This is a genomic window from Streptomyces sp. NPDC022910 (assembly GCF_055561075.1).
Window position 1 is genome coordinate 65662 of record NZ_JBVHHL010000021.1, and the last position, 16046, is coordinate 81707.

The window sequence follows — 16046 nt, forward strand, 5'->3', positions numbered from 1 at the left end:
CGGATGACCACCACGGTCCCCGCCCTCGGAACCCGAACGGCCGAAGGCTCCGCACTGCAGGCCGTACTCCTCGACATGGACGGCACCCTGGTGGACACCGAAGGATTCTGGTGGGACGTCGAGGTCGACGTCTTCGCCGCCCTCGGACACGCACTCGACGACTCATGGCGCCATGTCGTCGTCGGCGGCCCCATGACGCGCAGCGCGGGCTTCCTGATCGAGGCCACCGGCGCCGACATCACTCTCGACGAGCTCACCGTGCTGCTGAACGACGGGTTCGAGGACCGCATCGACCGCAGGCTGCCCCTGATGCCGGGCGCCGCGCGACTGCTTGCCGAACTGGCGGCCCACGAGATCCCCACCGCCTTGGTCTCCGCGTCCCATCGGCGCATCATCGACCGCATTCTGGCCTCCCTCGGCCCGCAGTACTTCGCGTTGACCGTCGCGGGCGACGAGGTGGAGCGCACCAAGCCGTTCCCCGACCCCTATCTCCTGGCCGCCAAGGGCCTCGAGGCGGAGCCCACCCGGTGCGCGGTCATCGAGGACACGGCGACCGGGGTCGCGGCCGCCGAGGCCGCCGGCTGCCGCGTGGTCGCCGTCCCGTCTGTGGCCCCCATCGCCCCCGCCGCCGGCCGTACCGTCGTGACCTCCCTCGAAGAGGTCGACCTGCCATTTCTGCGCGGTTTGATGACGGAAATGCGCTGACCCTTCACCCAGCGTGCAGATCGAATGGACGGATTACCCTCGGCTGTCCAGCGGGCTGAATTAATACCCGGTCACGCGACCGAATTCCGGTGCTTGCCACCCCAGTTGGGAATGTGACGTTCACCACGCGCAATGGGGTCGACAGCAGGACCGGCGTGTGCTGTTCCACCCCATTCGCGGACCCTCCGCGCGCCCATGTGTCCCGATTGGTGAAACGCTGCACTAATCCTTCCGCGACCGGTTTTCCGATGCGTTCACAACCGGTTTCGCAGCGTGATGGGAACTCAACTCCGGTGGCTGTCAGCTCTCGTGCAGGTGCGCACTAATCTCATCGCGAGAACATCGCCACAACCCCGTGATCCGTAGCACCACCCCTGCTTGCCGGATACACGGACCCGACAGCTCTGGAGAAACTCGAGCATGAACCGTAAGACTTTGGTGCTGCCGGCCGTCGTCGGCCTGCTCACCCCCGTCCTCGCCGCCTGCGGCGGGTCCAGCAGCGGGGGCAACAGCGGTGACGCCATCGTCGTCGGAACCACCGACCGGTTCACCGCCTCCAAGGACGCCCCCGCGCCCGTCGACCCGGCGTACGCGTACGACGTGGGCACCTGGAACATCCTCCGGCAGACCGTGCAGACGCTGATGGCCCAGCCTCGCGGCGACGGGGAGCCGGAGCCCGAGGCCGCCGAGAGCTGCGGCTTCACCGACACCGGCAACGAGCGCTACGCGTGCAAGCTCCGTGACGGCCTCAAGTTCGCCAACGGCGACGCGATCACGGCCGAGGACGTCAAGTACTCCGTCGAGCGGGCCCTGCGCATCAAGGCCGTCGGTGGCCCCTTCGGGCTGCTCTCGGACATCGACACCATCGAGACCCAGGGCGACCGCGACGTCATCTTCCACCTCAAGACCGCCGACGCCACGTTTCCGTACAAGCTGTCGACGCCGGTCGCGGGCATCGTCAACCCCAAGGACTACGAGAAGAACAAGCTGCGCAACGGCTTCTCGGTCGACGGTTCCGGGCCGTACACGATGCAGGCCGAGGTCAAGGACAACGAGATGGTGAAGGCCACCTTCACCAAGAACCCCCATTACAAGGGTCTGCTCACCCCGAAGAACGACAAGGTGGTCCTGGAGTCCTTCAAGGACGCCGACGCCATGGGCGCCGCGCTCGAAAAGGGCGACATCGACGTCATGACCCGCACGATGGCGCCGGACCAGATCCGCAAGCTCCAGGACAACACGACCGGCAATGTCAACCTGGTCGAGATGCCGGGCCTCGAGATCCGCTACCTGGCCTTCAACACCGACGCCGCCTCGGTGAAGAACCAGGCCGTCCGCGAGGCCATGGCGCAGATCATCGACCGCGGTGCACTGGTGTCCAAGGTGTACGGCACCGAGGCACAGCCCCTGTACTCGCTCGTTCCGGCCACCATCACCGGCCACTCCAACTCGTTCTTCAACAAGTACGGCGACCCGAGCGTGGCCAAGGCCCGCACGCTGCTGAGCAGGGCGAACATCACCACCCCGGTGAAGCTGACGCTGCACTACACGACCGACCACTACGGCCCGGCCACCGCCAAGGAGTTCGAGGTGCTCAAGCAGCAGCTCAACGCCAGCGGGCTGTTCGACGTCAGCATCGCGGGCACGGACTGGGCGCACTTTGTTCCGGCCGAGCGGAACGGTGCCTACGACGTCTGGGGCATGGGCTGGTTCCCGGACTTCCCGGACGCCGACAACTACCTCGCGCCGTTCCTCGACAAGGACAACTTCCTCAAGTTGCCCTACGACAACAGCACCATTCGCAACAAGCTGATCCCGGACTCCCGGCGTGAGGCCGACCGGCTCACCGCGTCGAAGAGCCTCACGGACATCCAGGACATCGTCGCCGACGAGGTGCCGATCCTCCCGCTGTGGCAGGGCAAGCAGTACGTCGCCACCCGCGACGACATCACGGGCAGCGAGTACGCGATGAACTCCTCCTCCACCCTGCAACTGTGGGAGCTCAGCCGCGGCCAGGGCAACTGACCGGCCGCTTCAGGGGCCGCCGGGGCATCCCCCCGGGGGCCCTGCCCCTCCCCATGTTCGCGATACGATCCGGAGGCTCCCGCACGGCCCGGAACGCGCGGAGTCCGGAGCCAACGAGAACCGAAGACAAGGCACATGCACGTGAACATGCGCACCCAGTGGCCGGTCCTGTCCGTCGCGACGGGGCTGGCCGCCGGCCTGCTCGCCGGATGCGGCACTTCCACGAACGACTCCGGGGGCACCGGCTCCTCCGTTGTGATGGGGATGTCCGACGATGTCCTGGCCACCGACCCCGCCTCCGGCTACGACCCGGGGTCCTGGCTGCTGTTCAACAACGTCTTCCAGTCCCTGCTGAGTTTTCCCAAAGGCGGCACGGAACCCGAGCCTGAGGCCGCCAAGGAGTGCTCGTTCACGGACACGGCGACCAGGGTCTACTCATGCACGCTCAAGGACGGCCTGACGTTCAGCAACGGTGACCCGCTCACCTCGAAGGACGTCAAGTTCTCCTTCGACCGGATGCTGAAGATCAACGACTCCGCCGGTCCCGCGATCATGTTCCCCATGCTCGGCTCGGTGGAGACACCGGACGCGAAGACCGTCGTCTTCAAACTGAAGTACGCCGACGCCACATTCCCCAGCAAGATTGCCTCCGGCGCCGGCTCGATCGTGGATCACAACGAATACCCCGCCGACGCGCTGCGCAAGGACGGCAACGCCGTCGGCTCCGGTCCCTACAAACTGGACTCCTTCGGCAAGGACAAGGCCGTCTTCTCGGTCAACTCCGCCTACAAGGGCACCTCCAAGGTTCGCAACTCCGGTGTCACCCTCAGGTTCTTCCACGGCGACCAGTCAGCCCTGAAAAGCGCTCTCCTGGGCGGGCAGATAGACCTGGCCTACCGCGGTCTCGCCGCCGCCGACATCGCCGACATCGCCGACGACACCTCCACCGGCAAGAACATCGAGGTCGTCGAGGGCTCCAGCGCCGAAGTCCAGCACCTCGTCTTCAACATGGACGACCCGGTGGCCGGCAAGCTCGGCGTCCGCAAGGCCATCGCCTACCTGCTCGACCGCGAGGCCCTGGTCAACAAGGTGTACGACGACACCGCGACCCCGCTCTACTCGATCATCCCGGCCGGTATCACCGGCCACGACACGTCCTTCTTCGACACCTACGGCGCCCGCCCCTCGAAGGCCAAGGCGACCGCCGCGCTGAACGCCGCGGGCATCACCGGCAAGGTGAAACTGACGCTGTGGTCCACGCCCTCGCGCTACGGGCCCGCCACCGACGAGGAACTCAAGACGATCGCTGAACAGCTCAACGCCAGCGGGCTGTTCGACGCCACCGTCAAGTCCGTCGCCTTCGACGAGTACGAGAAGGACATCGCGGCGGGCAAGTACGGCGTCTACGTGAAGGGCTGGGTCCCGGACTACCCCGACCCCGACAACTTCACCGCGCCGTTCTTCGGTAAGGGCAATGTGCTGGACAACCACTACGACAACAGCACGATCACGGGCGAGCTGATCCCGAAGACGGCCGCCGAGAGCGACCGTTCGTCGACCGACAAGGCGTACGGCAGGCTCCAGGACATCGTCGCCGAGGACGTCCCGGTCATCCCGGTCTGGCAGGCCAAGCAGTATGCCGTCGCACGGGAAGGCGTCTACGGGCTCGAGTACTGCCTCGACGCCTCCACCGTGTTCCGGTTCTGGGAGATCAGCAAGGGCTGACCCGGGCCGCACGCACGAACAGTGAGGGCGCCCCCTCGGGAAAAGGGGCGCCCTCCGCACTGTCGTAAGTCCCGGAACGCCGCCGTCGAAGTCCGGGGAGACTACTGCGCGCCCGGGCGCACCAGCCCGCTCTCGTAGGCATACACCGCCGCCTGCACCCGGTCCCGCAGCCCGAGCTTGGTGAGCACATGCCCGACGTGCGTCTTGACCGTGGTCTCGCTGACAAACAGATCAGCGGCGATCTCGGCGTTGGACAACCCGCGCGCCACCAGCTTCAGCACCTCCACCTCGCGCTCGGTGAGGGTGTGCAGGGTGTCCGGAACCGGCTCGTCCCCGGACGGCAGATGACCCGCGTACTTGTCGAGCAGCCGGCGTGTGATGCTCGGAGCGAGCATCGCCTCGCCCGCTGCGACCACCCGGATCGCCTGCACCAGCTCATCGGCCGGAGCATCCTTCAGGAGGAAGCCGCTGGCACCGGCCCGCAGCGCCTCCACCACATACTCGTCGAGGTCGAAGGTGGTCAGCACCAGCACCTTCGCCGGGCCGTCCCGCCCGGGCCCGGTGATCTGCCGGGTCGCCTCCACCCCGTCCATCCGGGGCATGCGGATGTCCATCAGAACCACATCGGGCTGCAGGGCACGCACTTGGTCGAGCGCCTGGAGGCCGTCTCCGGCCTCGCCGACGACCGCGATGTCCTGCTCGGCCTCCAGGATCATCCGGAAGCCCGTACGCAGCAGCGGCTGGTCGTCGACCAGTAGGACGCGGATGGCCACGTGAGTCTCCTTCGCTAGTCCGGCCCCATTCTGCCCTGCTCGGTGGCGCCCGATTCGGGGACCCTCACCGGCAGCGGCTGCGTCTCCCGGGGTTCGCCCCCCGGACCCCCGGTCGAACGCCCGTCGGCAGGTCCCACCGGCAGCGGATACGGCGGGGGAGTGCCCCCGAATTCCGGGCAGACCGCCTGGTGGTCGCACCAGCCGCACAGCTTGGTGGGCCGCGGCCGCCAGTCGCCGGTCTGCGTCGCCAGCCGGATCGCCTCCCACAGCGCGAGCAGCTTGCGCTCCACGCGCTCCAGGTCGGCGAGCACGGGGTCGTACGTCAACACGTCACCGCTGCCGAGATACACGAGCTGCAGCCGGCGCGGGACGACCCGCTTCAGACGCCACACCACCAGGGCGTAGAACTTCATCTGGAACAGTGCGCCCTCTGCGTACTCGGGCCGGGGCGCCTTGCCCGTCTTGTAGTCGACGATCCGCACCTCACCCGTGGGCGCCACGTCGACGCGGTCGATGATTCCGCGCAGCTTCAGCCCCGAATCAAGCTGAGCCTCGACGAACAGCTCCCGCTCGGCGGGCTCCAGCCGGGTCGGGTCCTCCAGCGTGAACCAGCGCTCCACGAGCCGCTCCGCCTCATCGAGCCAGCGCGCCAGCCGCTCACCGTCCGGATCGTCCGCGAACAGCTCCACGACCTCCGGCCTGCTCTCCCGCAAGCGGTCCCACTGACCCGGCACCAACGACCTGGCCCGAGGCGCGGTCCGCTCGGCGGCGGGCACGTCGAAGAGCCGCTCCAGCACCGCATGCACCAACGTGCCCCGGGTCGCCGCCTCACTCGGCTTCTCGGGCAACTTGTCGATCACCCGGAACCGGTAGAGCAGCGGGCACTGCATGAAGTCACCGGCACGCGAGGGCGACAGCGACTCCGGAGGCACGGCGGCCACGGCGGACGGCTCGGCAGCGCCGTCGGTGCTGGTTTCCATGACCACAGACCATACGGGCCGCCACTGACAGTGACACAGCCGCGCCCCGGCCGAAGCACGGCCGCAGCCGGGCCCCGACGACCGTGGAGCACCCCACGCGACGGCGGTGCGCACTCGCGACGACGGGGACAACAGAGGGGGTGCCGGGGCGGAACACGAAGCGACGGCCGCATACCATCGACCACAGACCCTCCCACCCGGCACGACCGGGGCCGGGGAGACGCTTCGATCGAGGGGACATCGTGGACGAGAGCGGCGGGAGCGGACAGCCGCGCCCCGGCAACGACAGGGCGACCGACCGCGAGGCGACCCCCACGGCACGCACCGCCGGCCCCGCACGCCCCGAGCCGGAGCGAGACCCCACCACGAGCTCGGCCCCGACGACGGAAGGGACGGCAAACGGCGAGGAGCCGGCGAGTACGGAGGCGTCCGAAGGACAGCGGAACGGCCCGGCAGGGACCCGCGAGGACGCAGGGGAGTCCGCTCGGGATCGTCCGGAGAGCGACGACCACCCGCCGTCCGACGCGGAGAGCGACGACCACCCGTCCGACGCTGGCGAGGCCGCCGAGCAGGACTCGAATGGCCGTCCCCTCCCTCAAGGCGCACCGGATCACTCCGACGGCCCCACCGCCCCGCAGCCGCACGACGACCACCACGAGACGCCGTCGCCGGAGGAACGCCCCGCCGCGGACGCCCACCCCCCCTCCACACCACCGCGCCACGACGGCTCCCCGGACACCTCGTCCTTCGGGCACCACACCGGTGGCGTTCCTCCGCACGCCCACGACCCCGCCGAAACCCCGCCGACCGAACGCCCCACCGCGTCCGCCACCTCCCGCAGCCATGCCCACTCCGACACCAGCGGCAAGGGCCGCCCACCACAGCGGCCCAGGGAGCCCCGTGGCGGCATCCTCATGGGCAGGCCGTTCGGCGTCCCCGTCTACGTCGCCCCCAGCTGGTTCCTCGTCGCCGCCCTGATCACCTGGGTGTTCGGCGGCCAGCTCGACCGCGTGCTGCCCGAACTCGGCGCCGCCCGTTACCTCGTCTCCCTGTTCTTCGCGGTCGCCTTCTACGCCTCCGTACTCGTTCACGAGCTGGCCCACACCGTCGCGGCCCTCCGCTTCAAGCTGCCCGTGCGCCGCATCCAGCTCCAGTTCTTCGGCGGCGTCTCCGAGATCGAGAAGGAGGCCGAGACCCCCGGCCGCGAGTTCGTCCTCGCCTTCGTCGGGCCCCTGCTCTCCCTCGTCCTCGCCGGCGTCTTCTACCTCGCCATGCAGCCCGTCCGGCCCGGCACCGTTCCCGGAGTCCTGCTGGCCGGCCTCATGATCTCCAACCTGATCGTGGCCGTCTTCAACCTGCTGCCCGGCCTGCCCCTCGACGGCGGCCGTATGCTGCGCGCCGTCGTCTGGAAGATCACCGGCAGGCCCATGAGCGGCACCGTCGCCGCCGCCTGGGTCGGCCGCGCACTCGCCATCTCCGTCCTCATCGGCCTCCCCCTGCTGACGCAGTCCGGTGCGCTCGGCTCCACCGCCGAGGACAACGTCGGCATGGACACCGTCACCGACGCCCTGCTCGCCGCCATCCTCGCCGCGATCATCTGGACCGGTGCCGGAAACAGCCTCCGCATGGCCCGCCTGCGCGAACACCTCCCCGACCTGCGCGCCCGCACCCTCACCCGCCGCGCGGTCCCCGTCCAGACCGACACCCCCCTGTCCGAGGCCCTGCGCCGCGCCAACGACGTCGGCGCCCGCGCCCTCGTCGTCGTGGACGCCCACGGCGAACCCCTCTCCCTCGTCCGAGAGGCCGCCATCGTCGGCGTACCCGAACACCGCCGCCCCTGGGTCCCCGTCAGCGGCCTCGCCCAGGAGCTCACCGACGGCATGCGCGTCTCCGCGGAGCTCGCGGGCGAGGACCTCCTCGACACCCTGCGCGCCAACCCCGCCACCGAATACCTCGTCGTCGAGGAGACCGGCGAGATCTACGGCGTCCTGTCCGCCGCAGACGTCGAGCGTGCCTTCGTCAAAGCCATGGCCCGGCCCACCTGAACACGTGGTCGGCCGTCCGTCCGGGGACCGGTAGGCTGGTCACATGTCCGAACCGACCGGTGCCGCCCGCCGTCGCGGGCCCTTCAAGGTCGGGGACCAGGTACAGCTGACCGACCCCAAGGGCCGCCACTACACGTTCACTCTCGAAGCGGGGAAGAACTTCCACACCCACAAGGGTTCCTTCCCGCACGACGAACTGATCGGCGCTCCCGAGGGCAGCGTTGTCCGCACCACCGGGAACGTCGCCTACCTCGCGCTGCGCCCCCTGCTCCCCGACTACGTCCTGTCCATGCCCCGTGGGGCAGCCGTCGTCTACCCCAAGGACGCGGGGCAGATCCTCGCCTTCGCCGACATCTTCCCCGGCGCACGTGTCGTGGAGGCCGGCGTCGGCTCCGGCTCGCTCAGCAGCTTCCTGCTGCGAGCCATCGGCGACCAGGGCATGCTGCACAGCTACGAGCGCCGCGCCGACTTCGCCGAGATCGCGCAGGCGAACGTGGAACGCTACTTCGGCGGCCCCCACCCCGCCTGGCAGCTCACCGTCGGCGACCTCCAGGACAACCTGAGCGACACCGACGTCGACCGCGTCATCCTCGACATGCTCGCCCCCTGGGAATGCCTGGAAGCCGTCTCCAAGGCGCTCGTCCCCGGCGGCATCCTGTGCTGCTACGTGGCCACCACCACCCAGCTCGCCCGGACCGTCGAGTCCATCCGCGAGATCGGCTGCTTCAACGAGCCGACCTCCTGGGAGACGATGATCCGCAACTGGCACATCGAAGGTCTGGCCGTCCGCCCCGACCACCGGATGATCGGCCACACCGGCTTCCTCCTCACCGCCCGTCGCCTCGCCGACGGCGTCGAGCCGCCCATGCGCCGCCGCCGGCCCGCGAAGGGCGCCTACGGCGAGGACTATGCCGGACCCAACGCCGACGGAGGCGCCGGCCGCTGACGCGGCCCCGCCACAACCAACGGACAAGCGCCGTGGCCGAGTTCCCGCACACACCGCGGAACTCGGCCACGGCGCTCGCGCGTTCAGCCCCGGGCGCGCACCCGGCCCTGACGCGCCGACAGAAGAGCTCCCCACCCCCGCCGTTCCCTCGCAATGTGACGTGTGGCACTATGCGGGGCACCCCCACCGGCACAGCTCTCACAGGAGACACTTCTCGCGTGCAGCACCCCGCCGTTCCGGAACTCGCTCACACCACCACACGGCCCATCCACTGGGTCGCCACGGCCACCGCCATCTCCGGCGTCATCGCCCTGTCCTCCGTGCTGCAGCCCGGCTCCGCGACGGCGGCCCAGCCCGACGCCCGGTCCAAGGCGGCCCCGGTCACCAGCGCACCCCCCGACCCCGCCAGAGCCGACTTCCCACTCGACTGCGGCCCCACCAAGCTCCTCGTCCAGAAGAAGGCCACCGGCGACCTGGACGGCGACGGCCGCCCCGAAACCGTCGCCCTGGTCCACTGCGACGCGAGCATGGGCACCCCACCCGACGGCGTCTACGTCCTCACCCAGGCCGCCGATGCCACCAGACCCCGCGTCGTCGCCACCCTCGTCGACCCCAAGGACCGCCTCACCGTCACCGACTTCGCCGTCCGTGACGCAGCCGTCACCGCCACCCTCCTCGGCTACTCCTCGCCCGACGTGCCGAGTTGCTGCCCCGATGTGAAGACCCTCGCCAAGTGGCAGTGGAAGGGCGGCGCGTTCATCCGCTCCACGCCCTCCGGCGCACAGAGTGTGTGACATCGCACACACCACCGCCGACGCACACCGCCGCGTGACCGCCCAAGGGCGCGCACGCGACGGTATGGCGAACCCGATGTGAGGAAAAAGACATGAACAACGTGGAGTGGTCGTACGATCACTCCACGTCAGGTCCGTAGATCTCCACCCTGTCTGAAATTCGACGTACATGAATGCACTCGCCCGGACACTCCCGCGCCGAGTCCACCACGTCCGTGAGAAGCGGCAGCGGTACGGGCGTTGCAGCCCCCCTGGCCTGCAAAAGCTCGTCGTCCGGGCCCTTCACGTAGGCCAGACCGTCGATGTCCAGCTCGAAGACCTCCGGCGCGTACTGGGCACAGATGCCGTCACCGGTACACAGGTCCTGGTCGATCCAGACCTCCAGCGACTCGCCGTCGACTCCGGCCTGCTGCACGGTCATCTCCCCTGCTGTTTTGCTGCGCAGAGCCGGTCCGGGAATCCGGCCAGCCCTGACGGGTGTTGAACACGGCGAGCCTACCTTCGGCGGCTTCCCAATCATGTTCGGTGGGTATTCCCCTGGCGTGAGGGAGAGCGCAAGGGTGAAGATCGGACACACCTCGACAGTCTTTGTGATCTAGGGGTTTCAATCGACACCCACCCAGGTAGGGTCTGGAAGCGTCCAGCTCCCCTTGGAGGAGGTGAGGACCGTGGCAGCCCACGACGACGACATGAACCGCGGCATCCGCCCGGGACGAGGGTCCGAAGACCCTGCCGGACAGATCGCCTACCTTGAGCAGGAGATCGCCGTCCTGCGACGCAAGCTCGCCGACTCTCCGCGACACACGAGGATTCTCGAAGAGCGGATCGTCGAGCTGCAGACCAACCTGGCCGGCGTGTCCGCACAGAACGAACGACTCGCCAACACGCTCCGTGAGGCCCGCGACCAGATCGTGGCCCTCAAGGAAGAAGTCGACCGGCTCGCACAGCCGCCGGCCGGCTTCGGTGTCTTCCTGCAGGCGAACGAGGACGGCACGGCCGACATCTTCACCGGAGGCCGCAAGCTCCGCGTGAACGTCAGCCCCAGCGTGGAACTCGACGAGCTCCGCCGCGGCCAGGAGCTGATGCTCAACGAAGCGCTCAACGTGGTCGAGGCCATGGAATTCGAGCGGGTCGGGGACATCGTCACCCTCAAGGAAGTCCTCGAGGACGGCGAGCGCGCCCTGGTACTCGGGCACACCGACGAGGAACGGGTGGTACGGCTCGCCGAGCCGCTGCTGGACGTCACCATCCGCCCCGGCGACGCCCTCCTGCTCGAACCCCGCTCCGGCTACGTCTACGAGGTCGTGCCGAAGAGCGAGGTCGAGGAACTCGTCCTCGAAGAGGTACCCGACATCGGCTACGAGCAGATCGGCGGCCTCGCCGGCCAGATCGAAGCCATCCGCGACGCGGTCGAGCTCCCGTACCTCTACCCCGACCTGTTCAAGGAGCACGAACTGCGCCCACCCAAGGGCGTCCTGCTCTACGGACCCCCCGGATGCGGAAAGACGCTCATCGCCAAGGCCGTGGCCAACTCCCTGGCCAAGAAGGTCGCCGAAGTGACCGGCGTGGCCGCCGGCAAGAGCTTCTTCCTGAACATCAAGGGCCCCGAGCTGCTGAACAAGTACGTCGGCGAGACCGAACGGCAGATCCGCCTCGTCTTCCAGCGCGCCCGTGAGAAGGCCAGCGAGGGCACCCCCGTCATCGTCTTCTTCGACGAGATGGAATCCCTCTTCCGCACCCGTGGCTCCGGCGTCAGCTCGGACGTGGAGAACACCATCGTCCCCCAGCTGCTCGCCGAGATCGACGGCGTGGAAGGCCTGCAGAACGTGGTCGTCATCGGCGCCTCCAACCGCGAGGACATGATCGACCCCGCCATCCTGCGGCCCGGCCGCCTCGACGTGAAGATCAAGATCGAACGTCCCGACGCCGAAGCGGCCAGGGACATCTTCGGGAAGTACCTCACCGAGAACCTCCCCCTGCACGCCGACGACGTCAGCGAGCACCGAGGCGACAAGGCGGCCACCGTCCACGGCATGATCCAGACCGCCGTGGAACAGATGTACGCCGAGTCCGACGAGAACCGCTTCCTGGAGGTCACCTACGCCAACGGTGACAAGGAAGTCCTCTACTTCAAGGACTTCAACTCCGGCGCCATGATCGAAAACATCGTCGGCCGCGCCAAGAAGATGGCGATCAAGGACTTCCTCGAGCACAACCAGAAGGGCCTCAGAGTCTCCCACCTCCTCCAGGCGTGCGTGGACGAGTTCAAGGAGAACGAGGACCTGCCCAACACCACCAACCCCGACGACTGGGCCCGGATCTCCGGAAAGAAGGGCGAACGGATCGTCTACATCCGTACCCTCATCACCGGAAAGCAGGGCGCAGACACCGGACGCTCCATCGACACGGTGGCGAACACCGGTCAGTACCTGTAAAGAGCGGGGTGGCTGCGGGTGCCCTCACCGGGTACCCGCAGCCGACTGCTTTCCGGGCACGGCTGGAGCAAGGCAATGACGCAAATGATCTCCCCACCAGCGCAAAGGCGTTCTAGGCTCTTTCGTACCGCCGCGTCGCGCCGTGCGGGGACGGGCACCGCACGCGCACCGGAGCACCAGCGGTATCTGAGCGCCGCCCCCGACCGAGGGCGCCGCCGGGCAAGGAGGGCCGCATGACCGTACGGCGAGTAATGGGCATCGAGACGGAGTACGGCATCTCCGTCCCCGGGCACCCCAACGCCAATGCCATGCTCACCTCATCCCAGATCGTCAACGCCTACGCGGCGGCGATGCACCGGGCCCGCCGGGCCCGCTGGGACTTCGAGGAGGAGAACCCGCTGCGGGACGCGCGAGGTTTCGACCTCGCCCGCGAGGCCGCCGACGCCAGCCAGCTCACCGACGAGGACATCGGCCTCGCCAACGTGATCCTCACCAACGGCGCACGGCTCTACGTCGACCACGCACACCCCGAGTACAGCGCCCCCGAGGTGACCAACCCCCGCGACGCCGTCCTCTGGGACAAGGCCGGCGAGCGGATCATGGCCGAAGCCGCGGAACGAGCCGCCCAGCTCCCCGGCGCCCAGCCGATCCACCTCTACAAGAACAACACCGACAACAAGGGCGCCTCCTACGGCACGCACGAGAACTACCTGATGAAGCGGGAAACCCCCTTCTCGGACATCGTGCGCCACCTCACGCCGTTCTTCGTCTCCCGCCAGGTCTTCGCCGGAGCGGGCCGCGTCGGCATCGGCCAGGACGGACACGAACACGGCTTCCAGCTCAGCCAGCGCGCCGACTACTTCGAGGTCGAAGTAGGCCTCGAGACGACGCTCAAGCGACCGATCATCAACACACGGGACGAGCCGCACGCCGACGCCGAGAAATACCGCCGCCTCCACGTGATCATCGGCGACGCCAACCTCTCGGAGATCTCGACCTACCTCAAACTGGGCACCACGGCACTCGTCCTGTCCATGATCGAAGACGGCTTCATCGCCGTCGACCTGGCGGTCGACCAGCCCGTACGCACCCTCCACCAGGTCTCCCACGACCCCACCCTCAAGCGCCTCGTCACGCTCCGCAGCGGCCGGACACTCACCGGCGTCCAGCTCCAGATGGAGTACTACGAGCTGTCGCGCAAATACGTGGAGGAGCGCTTCGGAGCGGATGCCGACGACCAGACCAAGGACGTCCTCTCCCGCTGGGAAGACACCCTGAACCGCCTGGAGAGGGATCCCATGAGCCTCGCAGGCGAACTCGACTGGGTCGCCAAACGAGAGCTCATGGAGGGCTACCGGCGCCGCGACAGCCTCGACTGGGACGCCGCCCGCCTCCACCTCGTCGACCTCCAGTACGCCGACGTACGCGCCGAGAAGGGCCTCTACAACCGTCTGGCGGCCCGCGGCAAGATGAAGCGGCTGCTGTCCGAGGACGACGTCGAACGGGCCCGCACGAAGCCGCCGGAGGACACGCGCGCCTACTTCCGCGGACGCTGCCTCGAGCAGTACGCGGACGACGTCGCCGCGGCCTCCTGGGACTCGGTGATCTTCGACCTGCCGGGCAGGGACTCGCTCCAGCGGGTGCCAACCCTCGAACCGCTTCGCGGAACGCGTAATCACGTCAAGGAGCTCCTTGACCGCTGCCGCACGGCGGAGGACCTGGTCAGGGTTCTGTCCGGGGGCTGAACGGATACCCGGGGACGGTACCGGTCGGCCGGGGTGTAAAACCCCGGGGCCGGGAATCATCGAGGTGGCCCCCGTACGTTGGAGTAACTGCGGGGCCGATGTCAGACCGGGCTTGTAGGGTCTGATCATCACCGATCGGCAGGAATGCCGACCATGTCGGGCGAACTGAGCGGGGTGAGGGTTATGGCGACCAAGGACACCGGCGGCGGCCAGCAGAAGGCGACGCGCTCCACGGAGGAGGTCGAGGAGCAGGCGCAGGAAGCGCAGGGCTCCGAGGACCTCAAGGAGCGGCACGAGAAGCTGAGCGACGACGTGGACTCCGTGCTGGACGAAATCGATGACGTGCTCGAGGAGAACGCCGAGGATTTCGTGAGGTCCTTCGTTCAGAAGGGTGGAGAGTGATTTCGCCTTAGATTCTAAGGTGGGTCCGGGGGCCTGGGTGGTCGAGGAAGTGGGGAGGCGGCGTTGTTCGCGGTGCAAGCAGCAACTGCCGCGGGCGGCGTTTGCCAGTAACAAGTCGATGCCTGACGGCCTCCAGGCGTACCGCCGCGAGTGCTCCGCCGAGTACTACCGGCAGCGCCAGGAGGCCAAGGGCAAGCGAGTCCGTGCCCGGGTGCCTGTCCCGGAGGGACACAAGCGGTGCCCGCAGTGCGGAGAAGCGAAGCCGCACTCGCAGTGGGAGCGCAACAAGTCCTCTTCGGATGGCTTGGCGAGCTACTGCCGCGAGTGTCGCGCGGAGCGCAACCGGGTCAGCTACTTCAAGCGCAAGTACGGTCTCACTCCCGCCGAACTGGATGAGCTGATCGAGCAGCAGCAGGGCGTTTGCTGCATCTGTCTTGCGGCCTCGGCCGAGCATGTGGATCACTGCCACGAGACGGGTAGGGTCCGTGGCGTACTGTGCTTCAGCTGCAATGCCGCACTGGGGCAGTTCAAGCATCGGCCCGACGTCATAAGGCGGGCTGCGACATACGTGGAAGGAAACGCGTGGAAGCCAACCCTCGTAGCACCGGGCGTCTACCAGCTGCCTTCCTGACGCCTGGGTCCTCGTCCTTCATGGACTTCCTGTCCGAGCACCAGCCCACGCTGCTGCCCGGCAACCGGAGCCTGCCCCCCACCCAGGGCGTGATCGAGGCCCCGCACGGCACGACCATCGTCTCCGTCTCGTTCCCCGGCGGCGTGGTGCTCGCCGGTGACCGCAGGGCCACGATGGGGAATGTGATCGCGCAGCGGGACATCGAGAAGGTGTTCCCGGCGGACGAGTACTCGGCGGTCGGGATCGCCGGCACGGCGGGTCTCGCCGTGGAGATGGTGAAGCTGTTCCAGCTGGAGCTGGAGCATTTCGAGAAGGTCGAGGGTGCCCAGCTCTCCCTGGAGGGCAAGGCGAACCGCCTGTCGACCATGATCCGTTCCAACCTCGGCATGGCCATGCAGGGCCTGGCCGTGGTGCCGCTCTTCGCCGGTTACGACGTGGACCGGGAGAAGGGCCGTATTTTCTCTTACGACGTGACGGGCGGCCGCTCCGAGGAGCACGGCTTCGCGGCCACGGGCTCCGGCTCCATCTTCGCGCGCGGCGCCATGAAGAAGCTTTTCCGTGAGGATCTGACCGAGGAGCAGGCCACCACGCTGGTGGTGCAGGCCCTGTATGACGCGGCAGACGACGACTCGGCGACCGGTGGTCCCGATGTCGCCCGCCGGATCTATCCGATCGTCACCGTGATCACCGAGGACGGTTTCCGCAGGCTCACCGAGGACGAGGCGTCAGAGATCGCCCGCGCGGTCCTGGAGCGGCGTCTGGAGCAGCCGGACGGTCCGCGGGCCGCTCTGCTCTGACGCGGGCCCGGTTGTTGTCAGGTGATCGTGTGACTTCGACAGA

At 68.2% G+C, this 16046-nt stretch carries 14 protein-coding genes; 11 read left to right on the forward strand and 3 right to left on the reverse strand.

Translation table 11 applies throughout. The annotated features are described in order from the left end of the window. Positions 1-3: 3 nt before the first annotated feature. The 3 genes from ACZ3TS_RS21150 (at position 4) to ACZ3TS_RS21160 (ending at position 4455) form a co-directional block, all read left to right on the forward strand. Positions 4-705, forward strand: a complete 702-nt coding sequence (locus ACZ3TS_RS21150) for an HAD family hydrolase (RefSeq protein WP_467620002.1) — start codon at positions 4-6, stop codon at positions 703-705. A 420-nt stretch (positions 706-1125) separates the two neighbouring features. After that, positions 1126-2730 carry an ABC transporter substrate-binding protein gene (locus ACZ3TS_RS21155; RefSeq protein WP_467620003.1) on the forward strand — a complete coding sequence of 535 codons (1605 nt, stop codon included), beginning with the start codon at positions 1126-1128 and terminating at the stop codon, positions 2728-2730. 141 nt (positions 2731-2871) lie between these two features. Next, entirely contained in the window at positions 2872-4455 is a 1584-nt protein-coding gene (locus ACZ3TS_RS21160) for an ABC transporter substrate-binding protein (RefSeq protein ID WP_467620101.1), read from the forward strand. 101 nt (positions 4456-4556) lie between these two features. On the opposite strand, the gene ACZ3TS_RS21165 is transcribed toward ACZ3TS_RS21160, so the two are convergent. Next, positions 4557-5228: a response regulator gene (locus ACZ3TS_RS21165; RefSeq protein ID WP_402428405.1), complete on the reverse strand. Its 672-nt coding sequence runs from the start codon at positions 5226-5228 to the stop codon at positions 4557-4559. Between the two features lie 14 nt (positions 5229-5242). Then, positions 5243-6208 carry a RecB family exonuclease gene (locus ACZ3TS_RS21170; protein ID WP_467620006.1) on the reverse strand — a complete coding sequence of 322 codons (966 nt, stop codon included), beginning with the start codon at positions 6206-6208 and terminating at the stop codon, positions 5243-5245. A gap of 242 nt (positions 6209-6450) precedes the next feature. On the opposite strand from ACZ3TS_RS21170, the gene ACZ3TS_RS21175 reads away from it, so the two are divergent. From ACZ3TS_RS21175 to ACZ3TS_RS21185, 3 genes are all read left to right on the forward strand, one after another. After that, positions 6451-8253: a site-2 protease family protein gene (locus ACZ3TS_RS21175; protein WP_467620009.1), complete on the forward strand. Its 1803-nt coding sequence runs from the start codon at positions 6451-6453 to the stop codon at positions 8251-8253. Between the two features lie 43 nt (positions 8254-8296). After that, on the forward strand, positions 8297-9199 hold the full coding sequence (locus ACZ3TS_RS21180) for a tRNA (adenine-N1)-methyltransferase (RefSeq protein ID WP_467620011.1): 903 nt from the start codon (positions 8297-8299) through the stop codon (positions 9197-9199). A 218-nt stretch (positions 9200-9417) separates the two neighbouring features. After that, on the forward strand, positions 9418-9993 hold the full coding sequence (locus tag ACZ3TS_RS21185; protein WP_467620012.1) for a hypothetical protein: 576 nt from the start codon (positions 9418-9420) through the stop codon (positions 9991-9993). A 118-nt stretch (positions 9994-10111) separates the two neighbouring features. On the opposite strand, the gene ACZ3TS_RS21190 is transcribed toward ACZ3TS_RS21185, so the two are convergent. Beyond that, a complete protein-coding gene (locus tag ACZ3TS_RS21190) occupies positions 10112-10414 on the reverse strand; it encodes a ferredoxin (protein ID WP_467620014.1) in 303 nt (100 codons plus the stop codon). 247 nt (positions 10415-10661) lie between these two features. Between ACZ3TS_RS21190 and arc the strand changes: the two genes are divergently transcribed. The 5 genes from arc (at position 10662) to prcB (ending at position 16003) form a co-directional block, all read left to right on the forward strand. Then, positions 10662-12428 carry a proteasome ATPase gene (gene arc / locus ACZ3TS_RS21195; protein ID WP_467620016.1) on the forward strand — a complete coding sequence of 589 codons (1767 nt, stop codon included), beginning with the start codon at positions 10662-10664 and terminating at the stop codon, positions 12426-12428. Between the two features lie 233 nt (positions 12429-12661). Further along, positions 12662-14173: a depupylase/deamidase Dop gene (dop, locus tag ACZ3TS_RS21200; RefSeq protein WP_467620017.1), complete on the forward strand. Its 1512-nt coding sequence runs from the start codon at positions 12662-12664 to the stop codon at positions 14171-14173. A 183-nt stretch (positions 14174-14356) separates the two neighbouring features. Next, the gene (locus ACZ3TS_RS21205) at positions 14357-14575 is read left to right on the forward strand and encodes a ubiquitin-like protein Pup (protein ID WP_380884004.1); all 219 of its coding nucleotides are present in this window, start codon (positions 14357-14359) and stop codon (positions 14573-14575) included. Between the two features lie 37 nt (positions 14576-14612). Beyond that, the gene (locus ACZ3TS_RS21210) at positions 14613-15206 is read left to right on the forward strand and encodes an endonuclease VII domain-containing protein (RefSeq protein ID WP_467620018.1); all 594 of its coding nucleotides are present in this window, start codon (positions 14613-14615) and stop codon (positions 15204-15206) included. Further along, a complete protein-coding gene (prcB, locus tag ACZ3TS_RS21215) occupies positions 15158-16003 on the forward strand; it encodes a proteasome subunit beta (protein WP_467620020.1) in 846 nt (281 codons plus the stop codon). The genes ACZ3TS_RS21210 and prcB overlap by 49 nt, the downstream gene beginning before the upstream one ends. The last annotated feature ends 43 nt before the right edge of the window (positions 16004-16046 follow it).

What these genes read in the sequence shown, in the direction of transcription:
- ACZ3TS_RS21150 (WP_467620002.1), top strand. Translation starts at nt 4, where the DNA reads ATGACCACCACGGTCCCCGCCCTCGGAACCCGAACGGCCGAAGGCTCC.
- ACZ3TS_RS21155 (WP_467620003.1), top strand. Translation starts at nt 1,126, where the DNA reads ATGAACCGTAAGACTTTGGTGCTGCCGGCCGTCGTCGGCCTGCTCACC.
- ACZ3TS_RS21170 (WP_467620006.1), bottom strand. Translation starts at nt 6,208, where the DNA reads ATGGAAACCAGCACCGACGGCGCTGCCGAGCCGTCCGCCGTGGCCGCC.
- ACZ3TS_RS21180 (WP_467620011.1), top strand. Translation starts at nt 8,297, where the DNA reads ATGTCCGAACCGACCGGTGCCGCCCGCCGTCGCGGGCCCTTCAAGGTC.
- ACZ3TS_RS21190 (WP_467620014.1), bottom strand. Translation starts at nt 10,414, where the DNA reads ATGACCGTGCAGCAGGCCGGAGTCGACGGCGAGTCGCTGGAGGTCTGG.
- dop (WP_467620017.1), top strand. Translation starts at nt 12,662, where the DNA reads ATGACCGTACGGCGAGTAATGGGCATCGAGACGGAGTACGGCATCTCC.
- ACZ3TS_RS21205 (WP_380884004.1), top strand. Translation starts at nt 14,357, where the DNA reads ATGGCGACCAAGGACACCGGCGGCGGCCAGCAGAAGGCGACGCGCTCC.